The sequence below is a fragment of the Burkholderia sp. NFPP32 genome, from assembly GCF_900119325.1.
GTDB lineage: Bacteria > Pseudomonadota > Gammaproteobacteria > Burkholderiales > Burkholderiaceae > Burkholderia > Burkholderia pyrrocinia_C.
Window position 1 is genome coordinate 20,649 of the sequence record NZ_FPJP01000008.1, and the last position, 17,819, is coordinate 38,467.

Annotated in this window: 19 protein-coding genes; 14 read left to right on the forward strand and 5 right to left on the reverse strand. The window is 66.4% G+C overall.

Annotated features, from left to right (window positions below; all coding sequences use genetic code 11):
* Positions 1-20: 20 nt before the first annotated feature.
* Both BT264_RS17225 and BT264_RS17230 read right to left on the reverse strand, forming a co-directional pair.
* Positions 21-371, reverse strand: a complete 351-nt coding sequence (locus tag BT264_RS17225; protein ID WP_034182150.1) for a hypothetical protein — start codon at positions 369-371, stop codon at positions 21-23.
* Positions 372-657: 286 nt separating this feature from the next.
* Positions 658-1,278 carry a TetR/AcrR family transcriptional regulator gene (locus BT264_RS17230; protein WP_072439138.1) on the reverse strand — a complete coding sequence of 207 codons (621 nt, stop codon included), beginning with the start codon at positions 1,276-1,278 and terminating at the stop codon, positions 658-660.
* A gap of 96 nt (positions 1,279-1,374) precedes the next feature.
* Between BT264_RS17230 and BT264_RS17235 the strand changes: the two genes are divergently transcribed.
* Entirely contained in the window at positions 1,375-2,649 is a 1,275-nt protein-coding gene (locus tag BT264_RS17235; protein WP_072439140.1) for a glycosyltransferase, read from the forward strand.
* On the opposite strand, the gene hutC is transcribed toward BT264_RS17235, so the two are convergent.
* The 3 genes from hutC to BT264_RS17250 all read right to left on the reverse strand — a co-directional run bounded on the left by hutC (position 2,625) and on the right by BT264_RS17250 (position 5,107).
* A complete protein-coding gene (hutC, locus tag BT264_RS17240; protein ID WP_072439489.1) occupies positions 2,625-3,320 on the reverse strand; it encodes a histidine utilization repressor in 696 nt (231 codons plus the stop codon). The two genes, BT264_RS17235 and hutC, sit on opposite strands and share 25 nt — an antisense overlap.
* Positions 3,321-3,502: 182 nt before the next feature.
* Complete coding sequence (locus BT264_RS17245; RefSeq protein WP_072439141.1) at positions 3,503-4,630, reverse strand: porin; 1,128 nt, start codon at positions 4,628-4,630, stop codon at positions 3,503-3,505.
* A 162-nt stretch (positions 4,631-4,792) separates the two neighbouring features.
* Positions 4,793-5,107 (reverse strand): hypothetical protein, encoded by a 315-nt coding sequence (locus BT264_RS17250; protein WP_072439143.1) that lies wholly within the window; start codon positions 5,105-5,107, stop codon positions 4,793-4,795.
* A gap of 338 nt (positions 5,108-5,445) precedes the next feature.
* On the opposite strand from BT264_RS17250, the gene kdpF reads away from it, so the two are divergent.
* The 13 genes from kdpF (at position 5,446) to BT264_RS17315 (ending at position 17,732) form a co-directional block, all read left to right on the forward strand.
* Positions 5,446-5,526: a K(+)-transporting ATPase subunit F gene (kdpF, locus tag BT264_RS40505; protein ID WP_063778223.1), complete on the forward strand. Its 81-nt coding sequence runs from the start codon at positions 5,446-5,448 to the stop codon at positions 5,524-5,526.
* Between the two features lie 138 nt (positions 5,527-5,664).
* Positions 5,665-7,368: a potassium-transporting ATPase subunit KdpA gene (kdpA, locus tag BT264_RS17265; protein ID WP_072439147.1), complete on the forward strand. Its 1,704-nt coding sequence runs from the start codon at positions 5,665-5,667 to the stop codon at positions 7,366-7,368.
* A gap of 10 nt (positions 7,369-7,378) precedes the next feature.
* On the forward strand, positions 7,379-8,089 hold the full coding sequence (kdpC, locus tag BT264_RS17270; RefSeq protein ID WP_177318381.1) for a potassium-transporting ATPase subunit KdpC: 711 nt from the start codon (positions 7,379-7,381) through the stop codon (positions 8,087-8,089).
* 47 nt (positions 8,090-8,136) lie between these two features.
* Positions 8,137-10,185 carry a potassium-transporting ATPase subunit KdpB gene (kdpB, locus tag BT264_RS17275; RefSeq protein WP_072439149.1) on the forward strand — a complete coding sequence of 683 codons (2,049 nt, stop codon included), beginning with the start codon at positions 8,137-8,139 and terminating at the stop codon, positions 10,183-10,185.
* Positions 10,186-10,277: 92 nt separating this feature from the next.
* A complete protein-coding gene (locus tag BT264_RS17280) occupies positions 10,278-11,945 on the forward strand; it encodes a DUF4118 domain-containing protein (RefSeq protein ID WP_256260651.1) in 1,668 nt (555 codons plus the stop codon).
* A complete protein-coding gene (locus tag BT264_RS17285) occupies positions 11,942-12,664 on the forward strand; it encodes a response regulator (protein WP_034182158.1) in 723 nt (240 codons plus the stop codon). The genes BT264_RS17280 and BT264_RS17285 overlap by 4 nt, the downstream gene beginning before the upstream one ends.
* A gap of 309 nt (positions 12,665-12,973) precedes the next feature.
* Complete coding sequence (locus tag BT264_RS17290) at positions 12,974-13,747, forward strand: ABC transporter substrate-binding protein (RefSeq protein WP_072439153.1); 774 nt, start codon at positions 12,974-12,976, stop codon at positions 13,745-13,747.
* Between the two features lie 175 nt (positions 13,748-13,922).
* Entirely contained in the window at positions 13,923-14,612 is a 690-nt protein-coding gene (locus BT264_RS17295; protein WP_072439155.1) for an ABC transporter permease, read from the forward strand.
* Positions 14,609-15,322 carry an ABC transporter permease gene (locus tag BT264_RS17300; RefSeq protein WP_072439157.1) on the forward strand — a complete coding sequence of 238 codons (714 nt, stop codon included), beginning with the start codon at positions 14,609-14,611 and terminating at the stop codon, positions 15,320-15,322. Before BT264_RS17295 ends, BT264_RS17300 begins: the two co-directional genes overlap by 4 nt.
* Before the next feature lie 24 nt (positions 15,323-15,346).
* Positions 15,347-16,114 carry an ABC transporter ATP-binding protein gene (locus BT264_RS17305; protein ID WP_034182162.1) on the forward strand — a complete coding sequence of 256 codons (768 nt, stop codon included), beginning with the start codon at positions 15,347-15,349 and terminating at the stop codon, positions 16,112-16,114.
* A gap of 199 nt (positions 16,115-16,313) precedes the next feature.
* Complete coding sequence (locus BT264_RS17310; protein WP_072439159.1) at positions 16,314-16,748, forward strand: cupin domain-containing protein; 435 nt, start codon at positions 16,314-16,316, stop codon at positions 16,746-16,748.
* A 313-nt stretch (positions 16,749-17,061) separates the two neighbouring features.
* Positions 17,062-17,199, forward strand: coding sequence for an HHHH-motif protein (locus BT264_RS39240; RefSeq protein ID WP_177318382.1), 138 nt, complete (start codon positions 17,062-17,064; stop codon positions 17,197-17,199).
* Positions 17,200-17,261: 62 nt separating this feature from the next.
* Positions 17,262-17,732 carry a DUF3761 domain-containing protein gene (locus BT264_RS17315; protein ID WP_072439161.1) on the forward strand — a complete coding sequence of 157 codons (471 nt, stop codon included), beginning with the start codon at positions 17,262-17,264 and terminating at the stop codon, positions 17,730-17,732.
* The last annotated feature ends 87 nt before the right edge of the window (positions 17,733-17,819 follow it).

Consider the following 17,819-nt stretch of genomic DNA (forward strand, 5'->3'; position numbering starts at 1 on the left):
GGGCGTGTGCCCGCCGGCCGTCAGAACGCCAGCTGGATCGCGAGGTCGATCGCGAGCAGCGCGATCGAGCAGCCGATGCCGAGGATCACGTTCGGCAGCCGATGCTCGAAGTCGCGATCGCGGCGCATCGCGGCGCCGAGCAGGAAGATCGCCTCGACGACGATCTGCAGCCCGACGAACAGCAGCATCAGCAGATACTCGTAACCCATCTGCTTGAACGCGGCGAATTGCATCCCGTGATCGCGGATCCACTGGCCGACGCGCAGCAGTTCGTAAATGAACAGCAAGGCGGGAAACAGGTAGCTGATGAAATAGGTCGGCGCGGTGGCGTGCCGTAGTTCGAGGTGGAAGTGCTGATGCGTGGTAGCCATCACGAATCCCTCCTTGCAACGCATGGTTGCGGTCGCGACGGCGGCGCGACAACGTGCGAACCACGGGATTACCCGATGCACCGTGCGCAGCCGTACGACACCAGCATACTGCTGCGCGGCAGATTTGGCATGTGGTGCGTGCATTCGTCGTGAAAAACCGTATGCGCCGCGCGACGCATTCAACGTGCGGCACTCGCCGGATGCGGCATGTCGACGGGTTGCGTGGCGCCCGATGCATTCGGCGGCAACCACGCCGGATGCTGTTCCGGATCGCGGGCCAATGCGCTCAACTTTTCGCTTGCGCGCCTTCAATAAACAACTTCGCGACCGACTGAAACTCCCGTTTCAGCGACAGCCCCGGCACCGTCAGCCAGCGCAGCATCGCCGCGAGATACAGGTGATGGAACCACATCGCGAGCTGGTCGGCCCGCAGCGTTGCGTTCAGTTCGCCGGATTGCTGCCCCGCGGCGATCAGTTGCCGCCACACCAGCGCGATATCGCTGCCGTTCTCCCCGCCGTTTTCCGGATCGACCGTACCGATGCTCAGGAAGCGGTGCCGCAGATACGCGAGCAGGTACACCGGATGCTGCTCGCACCACGCGGCCGATGCGTCGAGCACGCAGCCGATACGCGACGCAAAGGTCTTGCGCCGCGCGACGTCGCGTTGCAGATGCGCGAGGTCACGCGCGAGCTCGCCTTCGAGCCAGTGCGCGAGCACGGCTTCCTTCGTCGGAAAGTGGTTGTACAGCGTGCGCTTCGCGACATCGGCCTGCGCGGCGATCTGTTCCATCGTGACGGCTTCGTAGCCGTGCGCATCGAACAGGCGCGCGCCGGTGGCGGCGAGATGCGCGAGCATCTGGATGCGCTTGCGCGCGCGGCGGCCCGGATCTTCGGTCGGAATCGGCATGATGGGGGATCTGTTGAAAGTGAACGAATTGCATTAGTATACGACGTGCATTTTTTGAGATCCACCGATTCCATTCGATGGAACGAGGAGTCACGCATGAAGCTTGTCATCGCCACCTACGGCACCGAAGGCGATACGCGCCCGCTCGCGGCGCTCGGCCGCGCGCTGATGGATACCGGCCACGATGTCCGGCTGCTGGCCGATGCCGCGACGCTCGGTTCGGCCGACGCGCTCGGCGTGCCGTCGGCGCCGTTGTCCGGCGATATCCGCCGCGCGATTGCGCCGGACGGCGCGTTGTCGGACGCGGTGCGCGGGCGCGGCGGGTTCAACGACACGTCGAAGGCGCTCGCGGCGATCGCGAATGCGAACACGGCCGCATGGATGCGCGAAGTCGCGGACGCGTCGGCCGGTTGCGATGCGATCCTCGTGTCGGGGCTCGCTTCGTTCGTCGGGTTGTCGGTCGCCGAATATCGCCGCGTGCCGGCGATCGGCACCGGCATGATCCCGATCACGCCGACCGCCGAATTCGCGTCGCCGTTCCTGCCGTCGGGCAAGCTGCCGCGCTGGCTGAACCGCGCGAGCCACCGGTTCGTCAATGCGTTGCTTTGGCAGGCGTTCAGGAAGGCAACGAACGCGGCGCGCACGAGCGTGTGCGGGCTGCCGCCGCGCAAGCAGGTATGGACCGATCATCCGATGCTGTACGGCGTATCGCCGGCACTGCTGTCCGGCCCGGCCGACTGGCCGTCGCAGGTGCTTGCATGCGGGCAATGGCATATCGATGCAAGCGCATGGGCGCCGCCGTCTGAACTATCGGCATTTCTCGAAGAGGGCGATCCGCCGGTGTACATCGGCTTCGGCAGCATGGCCGGTTTCGACCGGGCCGCGATGGCCGACGCGCTGGCGCGTGCGCTCGACGGCCGCCGCGCGCTGTTCTATCCGGGCTGGAGCGGCATCGATGCGTCGCTGCTGCCGGCGCATGTACGCGTGATCGGCGATACGCCGCATGACTGGCTGTTCCCGCGCGTGTCGATGGCGATTCATCACGGCGGATCGGGCACCACGCATTCGGCCGCGCGGGCCGGCATTCCGTCGGTCGTCGTGCCGTTCGCGGGCGATCAGTTCTTTTGGGCGAACCGGTTGCAGCGGCTCGGCGTCGCGGATGCGCCGGTCGCGGGGCGGCGCGTGGACGGTGCCGCGCTTGCGCGGGCGATCGCGTTTGCCGAACGCGGCGACACGAAGGCGCGAGCAACGGCACTCGGTGTGCGTATCGCTCACGAGGACGGCTTGAAGCTGGCGGTCGGCGCGATCGAGCGATGGGCGCACCCGGCGCGCGGTGAGGCCGCGCGTCAGAAATGCCCGGTGAACCGGTAACGGCTGCCCGGGTGCCACAGATTGGCGACCGACGCGACCAACCCTTGCGACCACGTGCGCCGATGCAGCAGCAGGCACGGTTCGCGGTCGTCCATCGTCAGATGGCGGCGCGTTTCGGCGTCGGGCATCGCGGCCTCGATCCGGTATTCCACACGCTGCAGCGGTGCGACGCGTGTCAGGTACTGGTTCGGCGTCGTCGTCGTGAAGTCCTGCAATGCGTATTCGGGCGCGCAGGCCGGATTGACCCAGCGCTCCTCGAGCTGCACGGGCGTGTCGTTCTCGAAGTGCAGCACGCGCGAATGGAAGATCGGGCTGCCGGTGTCGAGCTTTAGCTCGTCGGCGAGCTTCGCATCGGCGACGGCCGCGCCGACCTGCAGCACCTGCGCGCGATAGCCGTGGCCGCGCGCGGCGACTTCGTCGGAGATGCTGCGGATCGCGACGAGCGTCGATTCGTACTTCGGCGATGCGACATACGTGCCCGAGCCGCGCGTGCGCGTGAGCACCTGTTCGGCCGTCAGCTCGCGCAGCGCGCGGTTGACGGTCATCCGCGCGACGTTGAATTCGCGCGCGAGCTCGTTCTCCGACGGCACCTGGTCGCCTTCCGCCCATTCGCCGGCATGAATGCGCGCGAGGATGAAGTCCTTGATTTCCTGATAGATTGGTGTGGTCATGGGATCGCGATTCGAGAGTCGGCAGCGGCCCGCCGCCGAATGCCGATCCGGCGCGCGCCCGGCGCCGAGTGTACCGGTTTCGCGGGCGCGCGGGCCCGGATTCCCCGAATGATCCCTGTTCGGCCGGCGCACGTCCATGCGGGATTGCACAGGGCGACCGGCCTTCGATGGCCTGCGCGCGGTCAGAACCGATGCCGGATGCCGACCGTCGCGACCACCTGCGTGTTCGTCGACGAAGCCGCGAGCCCGGTGACGTTCGCGAACCCGAGCGGCGCGCCCGACGGCACGCCGAACTGGTGCTGGTACACGGTTTCCGCATACACGTCGGTGCGCTTGCTCAGCGCATAGTCGGCCATCAGCGTCACCTGGTGCCATTTCGGCCGGTGGCTGCCGGCCGCGTCGTCGTAGCGGCCTTCGGTGAACGTATAGGCACCCGCGAACGAGACCGCCGGGGTCAGCGCATAGCGCGCATTGATCTCGTAGTTGTCGAAGCGCAGCGCGTTCAGCGCGCCGGGCAGCGACGACGCGGCCGTTTCGTCGAACATCGAATGCGTCCACAGTGCGCCGACCGTCAGCCGGTCGAACGCATAGCTGCCGCCGGCGCCCATCACGCGCTGGCGCACGGCGGGGAAGTTCGGACCATCGTTCGTCGACAGCGCACCGCCGGCCGTCAGCCCGCCGCGGTTGAGCTGCAGGTACGCGGCGCCGAGACTGACCGGCCCGTTCGCATACGACACGCCCGCGCTGTACGCGCGGTTGTTCGCGAAGCCGCCGGCCGCGTTGCTGAACCCGTACAGGCCGCCGAACTGAAAGCCGGCGAGCGTCGGGCTCGTGTATTTCACCGCGTTGTCGATGTAGAACGAATCGTCGATGTTGTCGTTGTCGAACGGATGCGACGCGAGGTTGTTGCCGTCGCCGTTGTTCGCCATTGCCAGCGGGCCCAGATAGTCGACCACGGAGTCGTATTGCCGGCCGAGCGTCAGCGCGCCGTATTGGTCGCTTTGCAGGCCGACGTATGCGCGGCGGCCGAACATCGTGTTCCGGTAGGACTGCGTGCCGTTGTTCAGGTTGAAGCCGCTCTCGAGGCGGAACAGCGCGTGCAGGCCGCCGCCGAGATCCTCGTTGCCGTTCAGCCCGAAGACCGTATTCGACAGCAGGCCGCTGCCTTGCTGCCACACGCTTTTGCCCGACTGGTTGTTCGTATAGGCGATACCGGCATCCAGCATCCCGTAAAGCGTGACGCTGCTTTGCGCATGCGCGGCGGCGCCGAATAACGCGAGGGAGAGGGTACCGACGACTGCTTTTTTCATTGTTTTTGCTTCCTGGGAAAGGCCCGTAACGACGGGAACGGCGATTCGTCGCGCGCGCCGGCGCGAGCGCGTTCGGTTCGTGTAGAACCGCGCCCGTTCGTGCCGGATGCGTGCGTTCGAATCGATGAAAGGGAGGTGTCGCGCGGCCGAAACGGCTGCCGGCTAGTGCTGCAACAGGCGGATCGTGCCGAACTCGGCGGCCGGCAACAGGCGGAGGATCGCCATGATTGCCGGCGATGCCTGCGACCGCGCGACTTCGAGCTCGATGCACGCGCGTCCGGTGCGCTTGTCGATCGCGGCCGTATAGAAATTGAGCGCGGCGCCGACAGCCTGATGCAGCAGGCGCCGTACGACGGCGAGATTGTCCGATTCGACGTGGATCGACAGCAGCACGAGTTCGTCCGCGGGGCACCTGCGCCGCGAACGAACGGGCGGCAGCTCGCGTGAAGCGGCGGATTCGGTTCTGGTCGGTTTCATGCGTTCATCCCCGGGTCGCATCGTGCTCCGCACCGCGGAGATCTCGTGTGGACATGGCTCTCATTCTAGGAATCGCCGTGACGATACGGTGTATAGACTCGCACCGGCGCTGAAAAGAACATATAAAAAAACATCGCGACCGGCGGCTTTCGTCTTTACAGCTTTTTTATTCCCCGTAAGGAAATTGAACACCGCTTTGATACGCGGATTTCTACACTGTCGCATCCCGTTCTCCAGACGAGCATGGGGGTGTCACTCGAGCCCGCGCCGACGCGGCAAGGCCCGATACGCCGACGATCGCGTGGATATTCCGCGCATACGAACAAAAGGGGAAAGCCATGTTGTGGATCACCGGCGCGTTATCGATCGCGCTCTTTATCTATCTGTTTCATGCATTGATCAAGCCCGAGCGGTATTGATCGGCACGATTCAACAGGAATTCGAAAATATCGGTGAATGTCATGAGCGATCTGCTTTTCGTACTGTTCACGCTTGCGTTTTTTGCACTGACGGCCGGTTTCATCACCGGTCTCGACCGGATCTGAGCGAGCGTCGACATGTTCAACAATCTGATTCAATTCGCGATCGTTCTCGCGATCATGCTGGCGCTGGTGCCCGTCGTCGGGAAATGGCTTGCGCACGCTTTTACGAGCCCGCGTCACGTGTGGGTCGAACGCCGCACCTATGCGCTGCTCGGCGTGAATCCCGACGAAGCGATGTCGTGGCAGCGTTACGGGATGGTGCTGCTGCTCGGCAATGCGGGGATGATGCTGCTCGGCTATCTGCTGCTGCGCATCCAGGACGCGCTGCCGTTCGATGCGCTGCAGCGCGCCGCGCAAAGCCCCGACCTCGCGTTCAACACGGCCGCGTCGTTCATCACGAACACGAACTGGCAGGCGTATGCGGGCGAGAGCAGCCTGTCGAACTTCTCGCAGATGGCCGTCATCACGTTCCTGATGATGGTCAGCGCCGCGACCGGCATCGCGGCCGCGGGCGGCTTCATCCGCGGGCTGAGCCGCAAGAGCGCGGCCGACATCGGCAACTACTGGGTCGATTTCACGCGCGTGACCTACCGCGTGCTGCTGCCGCTCAGCTTCGCGATGGCGCTCGTGTACGTATGGCAGGGCATGCCGCAGACGCTCGCGTCCGACGCATGGGCGACCACGCTCGAAGGCACGCGCCAGCAGATCGTGATGGGGCCCGTTGCGAGCCTCGAATCGATCAAGCACATCGGCACGAACGGCGGCGGCTTCTTCAGCATGAACGCCGCGCATCCGTTCGAGAACCCGACGCCGCTCACCAACACGCTGCACATGTTGTCGATGCTGCTGATTCCGTCCGCACTGACCTATACGCTCGGCACGATGATCGGCCGGCGCCGCCAGGGCTGGGTGATCCTCGGTGCGTTCGTCGTGATGTTCGTCGGTTTCCTCGCCGTGATCTACCAGGCCGAGCAGCACGGCAATCCGCTGCTGACCGGGCTCGGCGTTGACCAGCAGATGAGTGCCATGCAGCCGGGCGGCAACATGGAAGGCAAGGAGATGCGCTTCGGCATCGCGCAGACGAGCCTGTTCGCGACCGTCACGACGGCCGCGACCACCGGCTCGGTCGACGCGATGCACGACTCGCTGACGCCGCTCGGCGGGCTCGTGCCGATCGCGCAGATGATGCTGAACAACGTGTTCGGCGGCGACGGCGTCGGGCTGATCAACCTGTTCACGTTCGCGATCCTCACGGTGTTCCTCGTCGGGATGATGATCGGCCGCACGCCGGAGTTTCTCGGCAAGAAGATCGAGGCGCGCGAGATGAAGCTCGTGATGCTCGCGGTGCTCGCGCATCCGTTCAGCATCCTCGGCTTCACCGCGCTGGCCGCGATGCTGCATTCGACGCTGGGCAGCCTCGCGAACCTCGGCCCGCACGGCTTCAGCGAGGTGCTGTACGCGTACACGTCGGGCACGGCGAACAACGGCTCCGCGTTCGCGGGCCTGAACGCGAACACGCCGTTCTTCAACACGACGATCGGCTTCGCGATGTTGATCGGCCGCTACCTGACGCTGCTGCCGATGCTTGCGGTCGCGGGCAGCCTCGCCGCGAAGAAAAGCGTGCCCGAAAGCGCCGGCACGCTGTCGACGTCGACGGGCCTGTTCGCCGGCCTGCTGATCTTCGTGATCCTCGTCGTCGGCGGCCTCACGTTCCTGCCCGCGCTCGCGCTCGGCCCGGTCGTCGAGCATCTGCTGATGTCCGGCGGCCAACTGTTCTGAAGGAAACATCATGATGCAACGCAATCGCCAGGCAGCGGCCGTCGCCGCGCCGGCACCCGGTTCTTCGTTCGGCGCGGCGACGCGCGGCCTCGTGCGGCCCGTGATCGCATCGTCGGTGCTGTTCATGCTCGTCACGGGCATCGCGTATCCGCTGCTGACCACGGGCGTCGCGAACGCGCTGTTCCCGGCACAGGCGCGCGGCAGTCTCGTCCAGCGTGACGGCACGACGATCGGCTCTGCTGTGATCGGACAGAACTTCACGCGCGCCGGCTACTTCCATTCGCGGCCGAGCGCGACGGTTGGCACCGATCCGGCCGATCCGTCGAAGACGGTCGACCAGCCGTACAACGCGGCCGGCAGCGGCGCCAGCAACCAGGGCGCGACCAGCAAGAAGCTGCTCGCGGATATCGCGCAGCGCGTGCGTGCGTACCGGCAGCAGAACGCTCTCGCCGACGGCACGCTGGTGCCGGCGGACGCCGTCACCGCGTCCGCGTCGGGGCTCGATCCGGAGATCTCGGTCGCGAACGCGCGGCTGCAGGCGGTGCGGGTCGCCCATGCGCGCGGCATCGATGCCGCGAAGGTCACGGCGCTGGTCGATCGCATCGCCGCACCGCGCCAGCTCGGTGTGCTCGGCGAACCGCGCGTGCGCGTGCTCGACCTGAATCTCGCGCTCGACCGCGCATTCGGCCACGCAGCCGGCGCGCAGAAAGAGCAGGAATAACGGAGTCACTCATGTCCCATATCGAAACCCCGATCAACCCCGCGGCCATGCCGATCGGCGGCGTGCCGCCGATGCGCTGGACCGCCGTGCTGCGCGAGGCGTTCCGCAAGCTCGCGCCGCAGGTGCAGTTGAAGAACCCGGTGATGTTCGTCGTCTATCTCGGCAGCATCGTCACGACCGCGCTGTGGCTGCAGGCGCTGACCGGCACCGGCGATGCGCCGGCCGGCTTCATCTTCGCGGTCGCGTGCTGGCTGTGGTTCACCGTGCTGTTCGCGAACGCGGCCGAGGCGCTGGCCGAAGGGCGCGGCAAGGCGCAGGCCGACGCGCTGCGCGCGGCGCGCAAGCGCGTGTACGCGAAGGTGCTCGACGAACCGAAGCAATACGGCAGTACCAGCCATCGCGTGCCGAGCGACGAGCTTGCCGCCGGCAGCATCGTGCTCGTCGAGGCCGGCGACACGATTCCGGCCGACGGCGAAGTGATCGACGGCGTCGCGTCGGTCGACGAATCGGCAATTACCGGCGAATCGGCGCCGGTGATCCGCGAGTCGGGCGGCGATTTCTCGTCGGTGACGGGCGGCACGCGCGTGCTGTCCGACTGGATCGTTGTGAAGATCACCGCGCAACCCGGCGAAGCGTTTCTCGACCGGATGATCGCGATGGTCGAAGGCGCGAAACGCGGCAAGACGCCGAACGAGATCGCGCTGACGATCCTGCTCGTCGCGCTGACGATCATCTTCCTGCTCGTGTGCGTGACGCTGCTGCCGTTCTCGCAATTCAGCGTGCTGCTGAACGCGTCGGGCGCGGCCGTGAGCCTGACGGTGCTGATCGCGCTGCTGGTCTGCCTGATCCCGACGACGATCGGCGCGCTGCTGTCGGCGATCGGCATCGCGGGGATGAGCCGCATGATGCGCGCGAACGTGCTCGCGACGTCGGGCCGCGCGATCGAGGCGGCCGGCGACGTCGACGTGCTGCTGCTCGACAAGACCGGCACGATCACGCTCGGCAACCGCGAGGCCGTGCAGTTCCGGCCGGCACCCGGCGTGGACGAGCGCGCGCTGGCCGAGGCCGCGCAACTGTCGTCGCTCGCCGACGAGACGCCCGAAGGGCGCTCGATCGTCGCGCTCGCGGAGCGGCGCTTCTCGCTGGAGGTGGCCGCGAGCGACGGCAGCATCGCGGTGCCGTTCAGCGCACGCACGCGGATGAGCGGCCTCGATATCGGCCAGCGGCAGGTGCGCAAGGGCGCGGCGTCCGCGATCCGCGCGCACGTCGATGCGCTCGGCGGCGCGTTTCCGCATGCGGTCGAGGCGGCCGTCAACGACATCGCGCGGCGCGGCGGCACGCCGCTCGTCGTCGCCGACGGCTTGCGCGTGCTCGGCACGATCGAGCTGAAGGACATCGTCAAGCACGGGATCGCCGCGCGCTTCGCCGAGCTGCGCAAGGTCGGCGTGAAGACCGTGATGATCACCGGCGACAACCGGCTGACCGCGGCCGCGATCGCGGCGGAGGCCGGCGTCGACGATTACCTTGCCGAAGCGACGCCCGAGGACAAGCTTCGGCTGATCCGCGAGCACCAGGCGAAGGGCCACCTCGTCGCGATGACGGGCGACGGCACCAACGACGCACCCGCGCTGGCGCAGGCCGACGTGGCCGTCGCGATGCACAGCGGCACGCAGGCGGCGAAGGAGGCGGCCAACATGGTCGACCTCGACAGCAACCCGACGAAGCTGATGCAGGTCGTCGAGGTCGGCAAGCAGATGATCATGACCCGCGGCGCGCTGACCACGTTCAGCGTCGCGAACGATCTCGCGAAGTATTTCGCGATCATCCCGGCCGCGTTCGTCGCGACGTATCCGGCGCTCGGCGCGCTGAACGTGATGGGGCTGCACAGCCCGACGTCGGCGATCCTGTCGGCGGTGATCTTCAATGCGCTGATCATCGTCGCGCTGATTCCGCTCGCGCTGAAGGGCGTGAAGTATCGCGCGGAGCCGGCCGGGACGCTGCTGGGGCGCAACCTGCTGATCTACGGCGTGGGCGGCATCATCGCGCCGTTCATCGGCATCAAGCTGATCGACATGCTGCTGACGCCGTTTATCTGACCGAACGCGCCGTCGCGGCCCCGCTCACGCCGTCGCGGCGTGCGCGGGGCCGTTCGGCGTTTCAATTGCCGGAAGCGATCATGGATGTGAACGTGAACGAAGCGAATCGGCGGGAGAGGGTACTGCCGGAACCCGCGTCAGGCCGCGACCGCTGGCGGGTCGTGCTGCGTGCGTGCGCGGGCATCGCCGAGCGCATCGCGGGCGCCGGGCCCGACACGCGGCCGGGGCTCGCTGTGCGGGAAGCGCACCCGCGCACGCGCATCTGGGTGTCGCAGTACGCGGCGCCGCTGCTGTGGGCCACGCTCGTCTGCGCGCTGGCGACGCTCGCGGCGAGCGCGCTGCTGCGCGTGTTCGACCTGTCGAACGTCGTGATGCTGTTCCTGATGACCGTCGTGCTGATCGCGCTGCGGCTCGGCCGGCTGGCCGGCGCGTGGGCCGCGTTCGTCTGCGTCGGCTGCTTCGACTTCTTCTTCGTCGAGCCGCGGCTGTCGTTCGCGGTGTCCGATACGCAATACGTGTTCACGTTCGCGTTGATGCTGGCCGTCGCGCTCGCGATCGGCCAGCTCGCGGCGCGCCTGCGCGCGGAGGCCCGCGCCGCGCGCGCGAACGAGAAACGCTCGGCGGCGCTCGCGCGCGTCGCGCACGATTTGTCGGCCGCGATCGGGACCGAGCAGATCGCGTCGATCTGCACCGGCACGATCGCGTCGCTGCTCGGCGTGCGCGTCGCGCTCGTGCTGCCCGACGAGAATGACCGGCTGATGCCGACGCAACACGCAGGGTTCGTCGAAACGCCGATCGCGCGCTGGGCATACCAGCAGGCGCGCGGTGCCGGGTGCGGGATGGCGCCGTTCGAGCGCGCGGCCGCGCAGTACCTGCCACTGAAGGCGCCGATGCGCGTGCGCGGCGTGCTCGTGCTGTTCGGCGACGCGCAGCCGGTGCCGACGGACCCCGACGATTGCCGCCTGATCGACGCGTTGTGCTCGTCGATCGCGATGGCGCTCGAACGCGTGCACTACGTCGACGTCGCGCAGCACACGCTCGTCCGGATCGAAGGCGAGCGGTTGCGCAACGCGTTGCTGGCCGCCGTGTCGCACGACCTGAAGACGCCGCTCACCGCAATCCGCGGACTCGCCGAGACGCTGGAGCGGCCGGAACGTCTGGCGGACGGGCAGCCGGCCGCGCTCGCGCACGGCATCCGCAACCAGGCCGAGGCGCTGCACGGGCTCGTCGTGAACCTGCTCGATCTCGCGCGCATGCAGAGCGAAGGCGTGCGGCTCAATCGCGAGTGGCACATGCTCGACGAGATCGTCGGCAGCGCGCTCGCGCATTCGGCCGGCGTGCTGGCCGGCCGCGACGTGAGCGCAGACTTGCCCGTCGACCTGCCGCTGATCGACGTCGACGCGCTGCTGATCGAGCGCGTGCTGATGAACCTGCTCGACAACGCCGCGAAGTACGCGGGCGCGGATGCGGTCGTGTCGGTGCGCGCACGCGTGTTCGGCGAAACGCTGTACGTGTTCGTCGAGGACGACGGGCCCGGTTTCGTCGCACGCAACACCGAGCCGCTGTTCGAACCGTTCGAGCGCGAACGCAAGGAGTCGTCGATCAGCGGCGTGGGGCTTGGGCTCGCACTGTGCCGCAGCATCGTCAACGCGCACGGCGGTTCGATCCGCGCGGTGCCGCTCGATCCGCACGGCGCGCGGTTCGAGATTCGCCTGCCGTTGGGCGCGCCGCCCGACATCGAACACGAGAGCCGGACATGATCAGATCGCGCGTACTTATCGTCGAAGACGAATCCGACATCCGCCGTTTCGTCAGGATGGCGCTGGAACAGGAAGGGCTCGACGCCTGCGAGGCGTCGACGGCCCGCGAGGCGCGGATGTATGCGTCGAGCAGCAAGCCCGATCTCGTGATCGTCGATCTCGGGCTGCCGGACGGCGACGGCAAGGCGTTCATCCGCGAGCTGCGCGAGTGGTCGACGGTGCCCGTGATCGTGCTGTCGGCGCGGCAGCAGGAAGTGGAGAAGGTCGCGGCGCTCGACGCGGGCGCGGACGACTACCTCGCGAAGCCGTTCGGCGTGCCCGAACTGCTTGCGCGGGCGCGTGCGCTGTTGCGGCGCGCGGCGTTCGTGTCGGCCGACGGGCAAGCGTCGTCGATCGTGCGGTTCGGCGACGTGACCGTCGATCTCGGCCGGCATGAAGTCGTGCGCGGCGGCGAGCCCGTCCATCTGACGCGCCTCGAATTCCGGCTGCTCGCCGCGCTGATTCGCGCGCGCGGCGGCGTGATCGCCGCGCGGCAACTGCTGGCCGAGGTGTGGGGCATTCACGACGCGGATCGCGCGCACTACGTGCGCGTGTACATGACGAACCTGCGGCAGAAGCTCGAACCCGTGCCGGCGAGGCCGCGGCACCTGCTGACGGAACTGCAGTTCGGCTACCGGCTGGTCGGACTGGAAACGGTCGGCGCGACCCGCGAGGTCTAGACAGGTGTTGCGTGCCTTCCGGCCGCTCCCTTACGCATCGAGAAAGCCGGAATTCAGCATCGCGTAATCCGTAATTAATTGAAATTTAAGGGAGTTCTCGGTCGTCAATCTTAATGATCCGACAATTAGAGATAAACACGGATTGCTGGCGATGCCCCTGAAAAGGCAAAGTTGTATGTACAACTTGGGGCGTCGCTAGACAGGGCGATTTCCGGGTTGGAAGGGGTCGCGGCGAAGCCGCCGTGCCGGCAGCGCCGATGCGGGCTGCCCGACGGGACCCCTGCCCAGTTCGCCTCTGACAGGAACGCCATGAAGAAACTCGCGCTCAGTATTGCCCTTGCCTGCATCGCGGTCGGTGCCCACGCCAAGGATTGGTCGACGATCCGGTTCGGCGTCGACGCCAGCTATCCGCCGTTCGAATCGAAGGACGCAAGCGGCAAGGTGGTCGGCTTCGACGTCGATCTCGGCAACGAGATTTGCGCCCGCCTGAAGGCGAAATGCGTGTGGATCGAGAACGACTTCGACGGGATGATTCCGGCGCTGAAGGCGAAGAAGTTCGACGGCGTGCTGTCGTCGATGTCGATGACGCCGGCGCGTGCCGAGCAGATCGCGTTCTCCGACAAGCTGTTCAACACGCCGACGCGCCTCGTCGCGAAGAAGGGCGCGAACCTGCAGCCGACGGCCGAATCGCTGAAGGGCAAGTCGGTCGGCGTCGAGCAGGGCACCATTCAGGAAACCTACGCGAAGACTTACTGGGCGCCGAAGGGCGTGCAGGTCGTGCCTTACCAGAACCAGGACGGCGTGTACCAGGATCTGATGTCCGGCCGCCTCGACGCGGCACTGCAGGACGCGGTGCAGGCCGAGATCGGCTTCCTGAAGACGCCGCGCGGCGCGAACTTCGATTTCGCCGGCAAGGATATCGACGATCCGAAGACGCTCGGCAACGGCGCGGGCATCGGCCTGCGCAAGGACGACGCCGACCTGAAGGCGAAGATCGACCACGCGATCGCCGACATCATCAAGGACGGCACGTACAAGAAGCTCGAGAAGAAGTACTTCGCGTTCGACGTCTACGGCGGCTGACCGTCCATGCGGCGCGCATCGGCTACGGTGCGCGCCGCGTCTGTTACCAGGCGCCGCCCGCGTCACGGGATGCGTCGGGCTTGATGAGCAGGTTGCATCAGGTAGTGCGTAGATATCGTTTGATGCGCGGTTAATGGCTATTGACAATCCAGCCACATCGTTCTGGACCCCTTATATGATCTTCCAAGGATTTGGCCCGCTGCTGTGGGCCGGCACGGTCGAGACCGTGAAGCTCGCGGTGCTGTCGCTCGCCGCGTCGCTCGTGCTGGGGCTCGCCGGCGCGGGCGCGAAACTGTCGACCAACCGCGTGCTCAAGTCGATCGGCACTTTCTATACGACGCTGATCCGCGCGGTGCCGGACCTCGTGCTGATGCTGCTGCTGTTCTACGGGATCCAGATCCTGCTGAACAACGCGACCGACCTGATCGGCTGGGGCCAGATCGACATCGATCCGTTTGCGGCCGGTGTCGTGACGCTCGGCTTCATCTACGGCGCGTACTTCACCGAGACGTTCCGCGGCGCGTTCCTCGCGGTGCCGCGCGGCCAGCTCGAAGCCGGCTTCGCGTACGGAATGGGCGGCTGGCGCGTGTTTCGCCGCATCCTGTTCCCGCAGATGATGCGCTTCGCACTGCCCGGCATCGGCAACAACTGGCAGGTGCTCGTGAAAGCCACCGCGCTCGTGTCGATCATCGGCCTCGCCGACGTGGTCAAGGCGTCGCAGGACGCGGGCAAGAGCACGCTCGATTTCTTCTTCTTCACGCTGGCCGCGGGCGCGATCTACCTCGCGATCACGACGGTGTCCAACGTCGTGCTGCATCACCTCGAGAAGCGTTATTCCGTCGGCGTCCGGAGGCTCGCACTGTGATCGAACTCATCGGCCAATACTGGCAAAGCTATCTGTACACCGACGGCTACCGCTTCAGCGGCCTCGCGATCACGCTGTGGCTGCTGGTCGTGTCGATCGCGCTCGGTTTCGCGCTGGCCGTGCCGCTCGCGATCGCGCGCGCATCGTCGAACCGCTGGATCTCGGGCCCCGTGTGGCTCTATACGTACGTGTTCCGCGGCACACCGCTCTACGTGCAGCTGCTGATGTGCTACACGGGCATCTATAGCCTGCAGGTCGTGCACGATCACGCGCTGCTCGACACGTTCTTCCGCAACGCGATGAACTGCACGCTGCTCGCGTTCGTGCTGAACGAATGCGCGTATGCGACGGAGATCTTCGCGGGTGCGATCAAGGCGACGTCGGCCGGCGAGATCGAGGCCGGGCAAGCCTACGGGATGTCGCGCTTCAAGCTCTATACGCGGATCATTCTGCCGTCCGCGCTGCGCCGCTCGCTGCCGAGCTACAGCAACGAGGTGATCCTGATGCTGCACGCGACCACGCTCGCGTTCACCGCGACCGTGCCCGACATCCTGAAGGTCACGCGCGACGTCAATTCGGCGACATACATGTCGTTCCAGGCCTACGGCATCGCCGCCGTGCTGTACGCCGCCGTCGTGTTCGCGCTCATCTGGGCGTTCCGCAAGCTCGAGACGCGCTGGCTCGCGTACCTCTCGCCGCGCGGCCATTAATGCATTCGCAACGAAGGACCAAGCATGTACAAGCTCACAGTCGATAACCTGCATAAGAAATTCGGCGACAACGAGGTGTTGAAGGGCGTGTCGATGAAGGCGAAGGCCGGCGACGTGATCAGCATCATCGGCTCGAGCGGCTCCGGCAAGAGCACGTTCCTGCGCTGCATCAACTTCCTCGAGCAGCCGTGCTCGGGGCAGATCACGATCGGCAGCGAGCCGATCCAGACCACGCGCGACCGCAACGGGGCGCTGCGCGTGGCCGACCAGAAGCAACTGCAGCGGATGCGCACGAAGCTGGCGATGGTGTTCCAGCACTTCAACCTGTGGGCACACATGACGGTGCTGGAGAACGTGATCGAGGCGCCGATGGCGGTGCTCGGGATCGGCAAGGATGAAGCGATCGCGCGGGCGCGCAAGTATCTGGAGAAGGTCGGCCTCGCACCGCGCGTCGAGGGCATGTATCCGTCGCACCTGTCGGGCGGCCAGCAGCAGCGAGTTGCAATTGCACGCGCGCTGGCGATGGAGCCGGAAGTGATGCTGTTCGACGAGCCGACGTCGGCGCTCGATCCCGAACTGGTGGGCGAAGTGCTGAAGGTGATGCAGAAGCTCGCCGAGGAGGGCCGCACGATGGTCGTCGTCACGCACGAGATGGGCTTCGCGCGCAACGTGTCGAATCACGTGATCTTCCTGCACCAGGGGAAGATCGAGGAGGAAGGGAATCCGCAGGAGATTCTCGTGAATCCGAAGAGCGAACGGCTCGGGCAGTTTCTGTCGGGGCGGTTGAAGTAAGCCGTCGGCGTTGTGTATCGCCCGTGACGCTGCAACGACGCCACGGGCGGTGCGCGAATTGAAGAACGCCTATTGTTGCGCGAGCGCATCCGTCAAAGGCCGCCGCGCGACACGCACTCGGGCTCGACCCCGTCGATCCGCACACGCTGGAACGCTAAATGCTTGTCACGTGTGATCCTTTCGATGAGGGAGCGCCGCGATGAGCACACCGACAACAACCCATTTTTCCCATGTGAAGCCGCAGGACACCGCGTATCAAGGAGAAGGCCTGCGCGACTTCTTCCTGTATCGCGATCTCGGCATCGCGGCCGCGACGAACGGCAAGGTCGTCGCGCAACTCGTCAGGGCGAATCATGCACCGACGGCGGGCACCGGCTGGCACCGTCACGAGGCCGAGTTCCATATCGTGTTCATGCTGAAGGGTTGGGCGCGCTTCATGTACGGCGAGCAGGAAACGCTGGTGTCCGCCGGCGACTGCGTGCATCAGGCACCGGGGATCGTCCACTACCTGTTCGATTACTCGCCGGACATGGAGTATCTGGAGATCGTCGGCCCCGCCGATTTCAAGTCGATCGACGTCGAAGGGCCGTGCGCCGTGCCCCCGCCGACGCCGTGGGGCGAGACGGGCGCGTAGCTGCCCGGTTTTCCGGCGCGCGCATGCGCCGACCGACGCGCATCGTGTGCACGTTTGCGACGGACCGCCTTCGGGCGGTTTTTTGTTGATCCTTCCCGGAAGCCGCCGCGTGCTCCGCGGACCATTCGAATTCCGAAGGGTCGGGAAGCTGAAGATCCGGAAAGAAAGGAAAGAGATTCGTCAGCTTCGCGTGACGGATTGTTACGCGGTGTCAAAGATCGTCAATTGCGGGCTGCGCGGTGCACGGCCTGTCGGCGGCCGGCGTTAAGGAGGTACCAGCCGGATGACCGGCTGACCTACCCGGGAGAAATCCATGAAGCGCATCGCGAAGATCCTGACGGCCACCGCAGTGGCATGCGCCGTTCTCGCTCCGGCGCTTGCCGAAGCCCATTCGCACCGTGTGTGCCATTTCGATCATCACCACCATCGCATGTGCCGCTGGGTGCGGTAACCGTGGCTTTCCCCGGGGATGCCCGGGACGCTTTCACCATTCAGGCAAATCAGGAGAGGACTATGAAAAAGACGATGTTGATCGCCGCGCTCGTCGCCGGCATGGGGGTGTCGATCGGTGCGTTCGCGCAGGTTCCGGCCAGCGCACCGGCCGGAACGACCGGTTTGTGCAAGGACGGCTCGTTCTACTCGGGCGCATCGAAGAAGGGCGCATGTGCCGGCCACAAGGGTGTGAAGACCTGGTACGGCGCATCGTCGGCGGCAGCAGCCAGCGCGCCGGCCGCGATGGCGCCTGCGACGGCGGCTTCCGCTGCCGCCGCGTCCGGTGCCGCGCCCGCGAAGAGCGCCCCGGCGACGACCGCCGCTGCGGCGCCGGGCGGCGGCGCGGGCAAGGTGTGGGCCAACGACAGCACGAAGGTCTATCACTGCTCGACCGACAAGTACTACGGCAAGACGAAGCACGGCAGCTACATGTCGGAAGCGGATGCGAAGGCGAGGGGCTTCCACGCGTCGCACGGCAAGGCCTGTTCGTAACGCGGGCCAGGCGCGCGAGTTCGTTCGCTTGCGCGTCGTCTGAACGCTGCAGGAAATCACGCCCCGCCACCCCGGCGGGGCGATTCA

What these genes read in the sequence shown, in the direction of transcription:
- hutC (WP_072439489.1), bottom strand. Translation starts at nt 3,320, where the DNA reads ATGACCACACCAATCTATCAGGAAATCAAGGACTTCATCCTCGCGCGC.
- BT264_RS17310 (WP_072439159.1), top strand. Translation starts at nt 16,314, where the DNA reads ATGAGCACACCGACAACAACCCATTTTTCCCATGTGAAGCCGCAGGAC.
- BT264_RS17225 (WP_034182150.1), bottom strand. Translation starts at nt 371, where the DNA reads ATGGCTACCACGCATCAGCACTTCCACCTCGAACTACGGCACGCCACC.
- BT264_RS39240 (WP_177318382.1), top strand. Translation starts at nt 17,062, where the DNA reads ATGAAGCGCATCGCGAAGATCCTGACGGCCACCGCAGTGGCATGCGCC.
- BT264_RS17315 (WP_072439161.1), top strand. Translation starts at nt 17,262, where the DNA reads ATGAAAAAGACGATGTTGATCGCCGCGCTCGTCGCCGGCATGGGGGTG.
- BT264_RS17290 (WP_072439153.1), top strand. Translation starts at nt 12,974, where the DNA reads ATGAAGAAACTCGCGCTCAGTATTGCCCTTGCCTGCATCGCGGTCGGT.
- kdpF (WP_063778223.1), top strand. Translation starts at nt 5,446, where the DNA reads ATGTTGTGGATCACCGGCGCGTTATCGATCGCGCTCTTTATCTATCTG.
- kdpA (WP_072439147.1), top strand. Translation starts at nt 5,665, where the DNA reads ATGTTCAACAATCTGATTCAATTCGCGATCGTTCTCGCGATCATGCTG.
- BT264_RS17230 (WP_072439138.1), bottom strand. Translation starts at nt 1,278, where the DNA reads ATGCCGATTCCGACCGAAGATCCGGGCCGCCGCGCGCGCAAGCGCATC.
- BT264_RS17245 (WP_072439141.1), bottom strand. Translation starts at nt 4,630, where the DNA reads ATGAAAAAAGCAGTCGTCGGTACCCTCTCCCTCGCGTTATTCGGCGCC.
- BT264_RS17250 (WP_072439143.1), bottom strand. Translation starts at nt 5,107, where the DNA reads ATGAAACCGACCAGAACCGAATCCGCCGCTTCACGCGAGCTGCCGCCC.
- BT264_RS17305 (WP_034182162.1), top strand. Translation starts at nt 15,347, where the DNA reads ATGTACAAGCTCACAGTCGATAACCTGCATAAGAAATTCGGCGACAAC.
- BT264_RS17285 (WP_034182158.1), top strand. Translation starts at nt 11,942, where the DNA reads ATGATCAGATCGCGCGTACTTATCGTCGAAGACGAATCCGACATCCGC.
- BT264_RS17235 (WP_072439140.1), top strand. Translation starts at nt 1,375, where the DNA reads ATGAAGCTTGTCATCGCCACCTACGGCACCGAAGGCGATACGCGCCCG.
- kdpC (WP_177318381.1), top strand. Translation starts at nt 7,379, where the DNA reads ATGATGCAACGCAATCGCCAGGCAGCGGCCGTCGCCGCGCCGGCACCC.
- BT264_RS17295 (WP_072439155.1), top strand. Translation starts at nt 13,923, where the DNA reads ATGATCTTCCAAGGATTTGGCCCGCTGCTGTGGGCCGGCACGGTCGAG.
- kdpB (WP_072439149.1), top strand. Translation starts at nt 8,137, where the DNA reads ATGCCGATCGGCGGCGTGCCGCCGATGCGCTGGACCGCCGTGCTGCGC.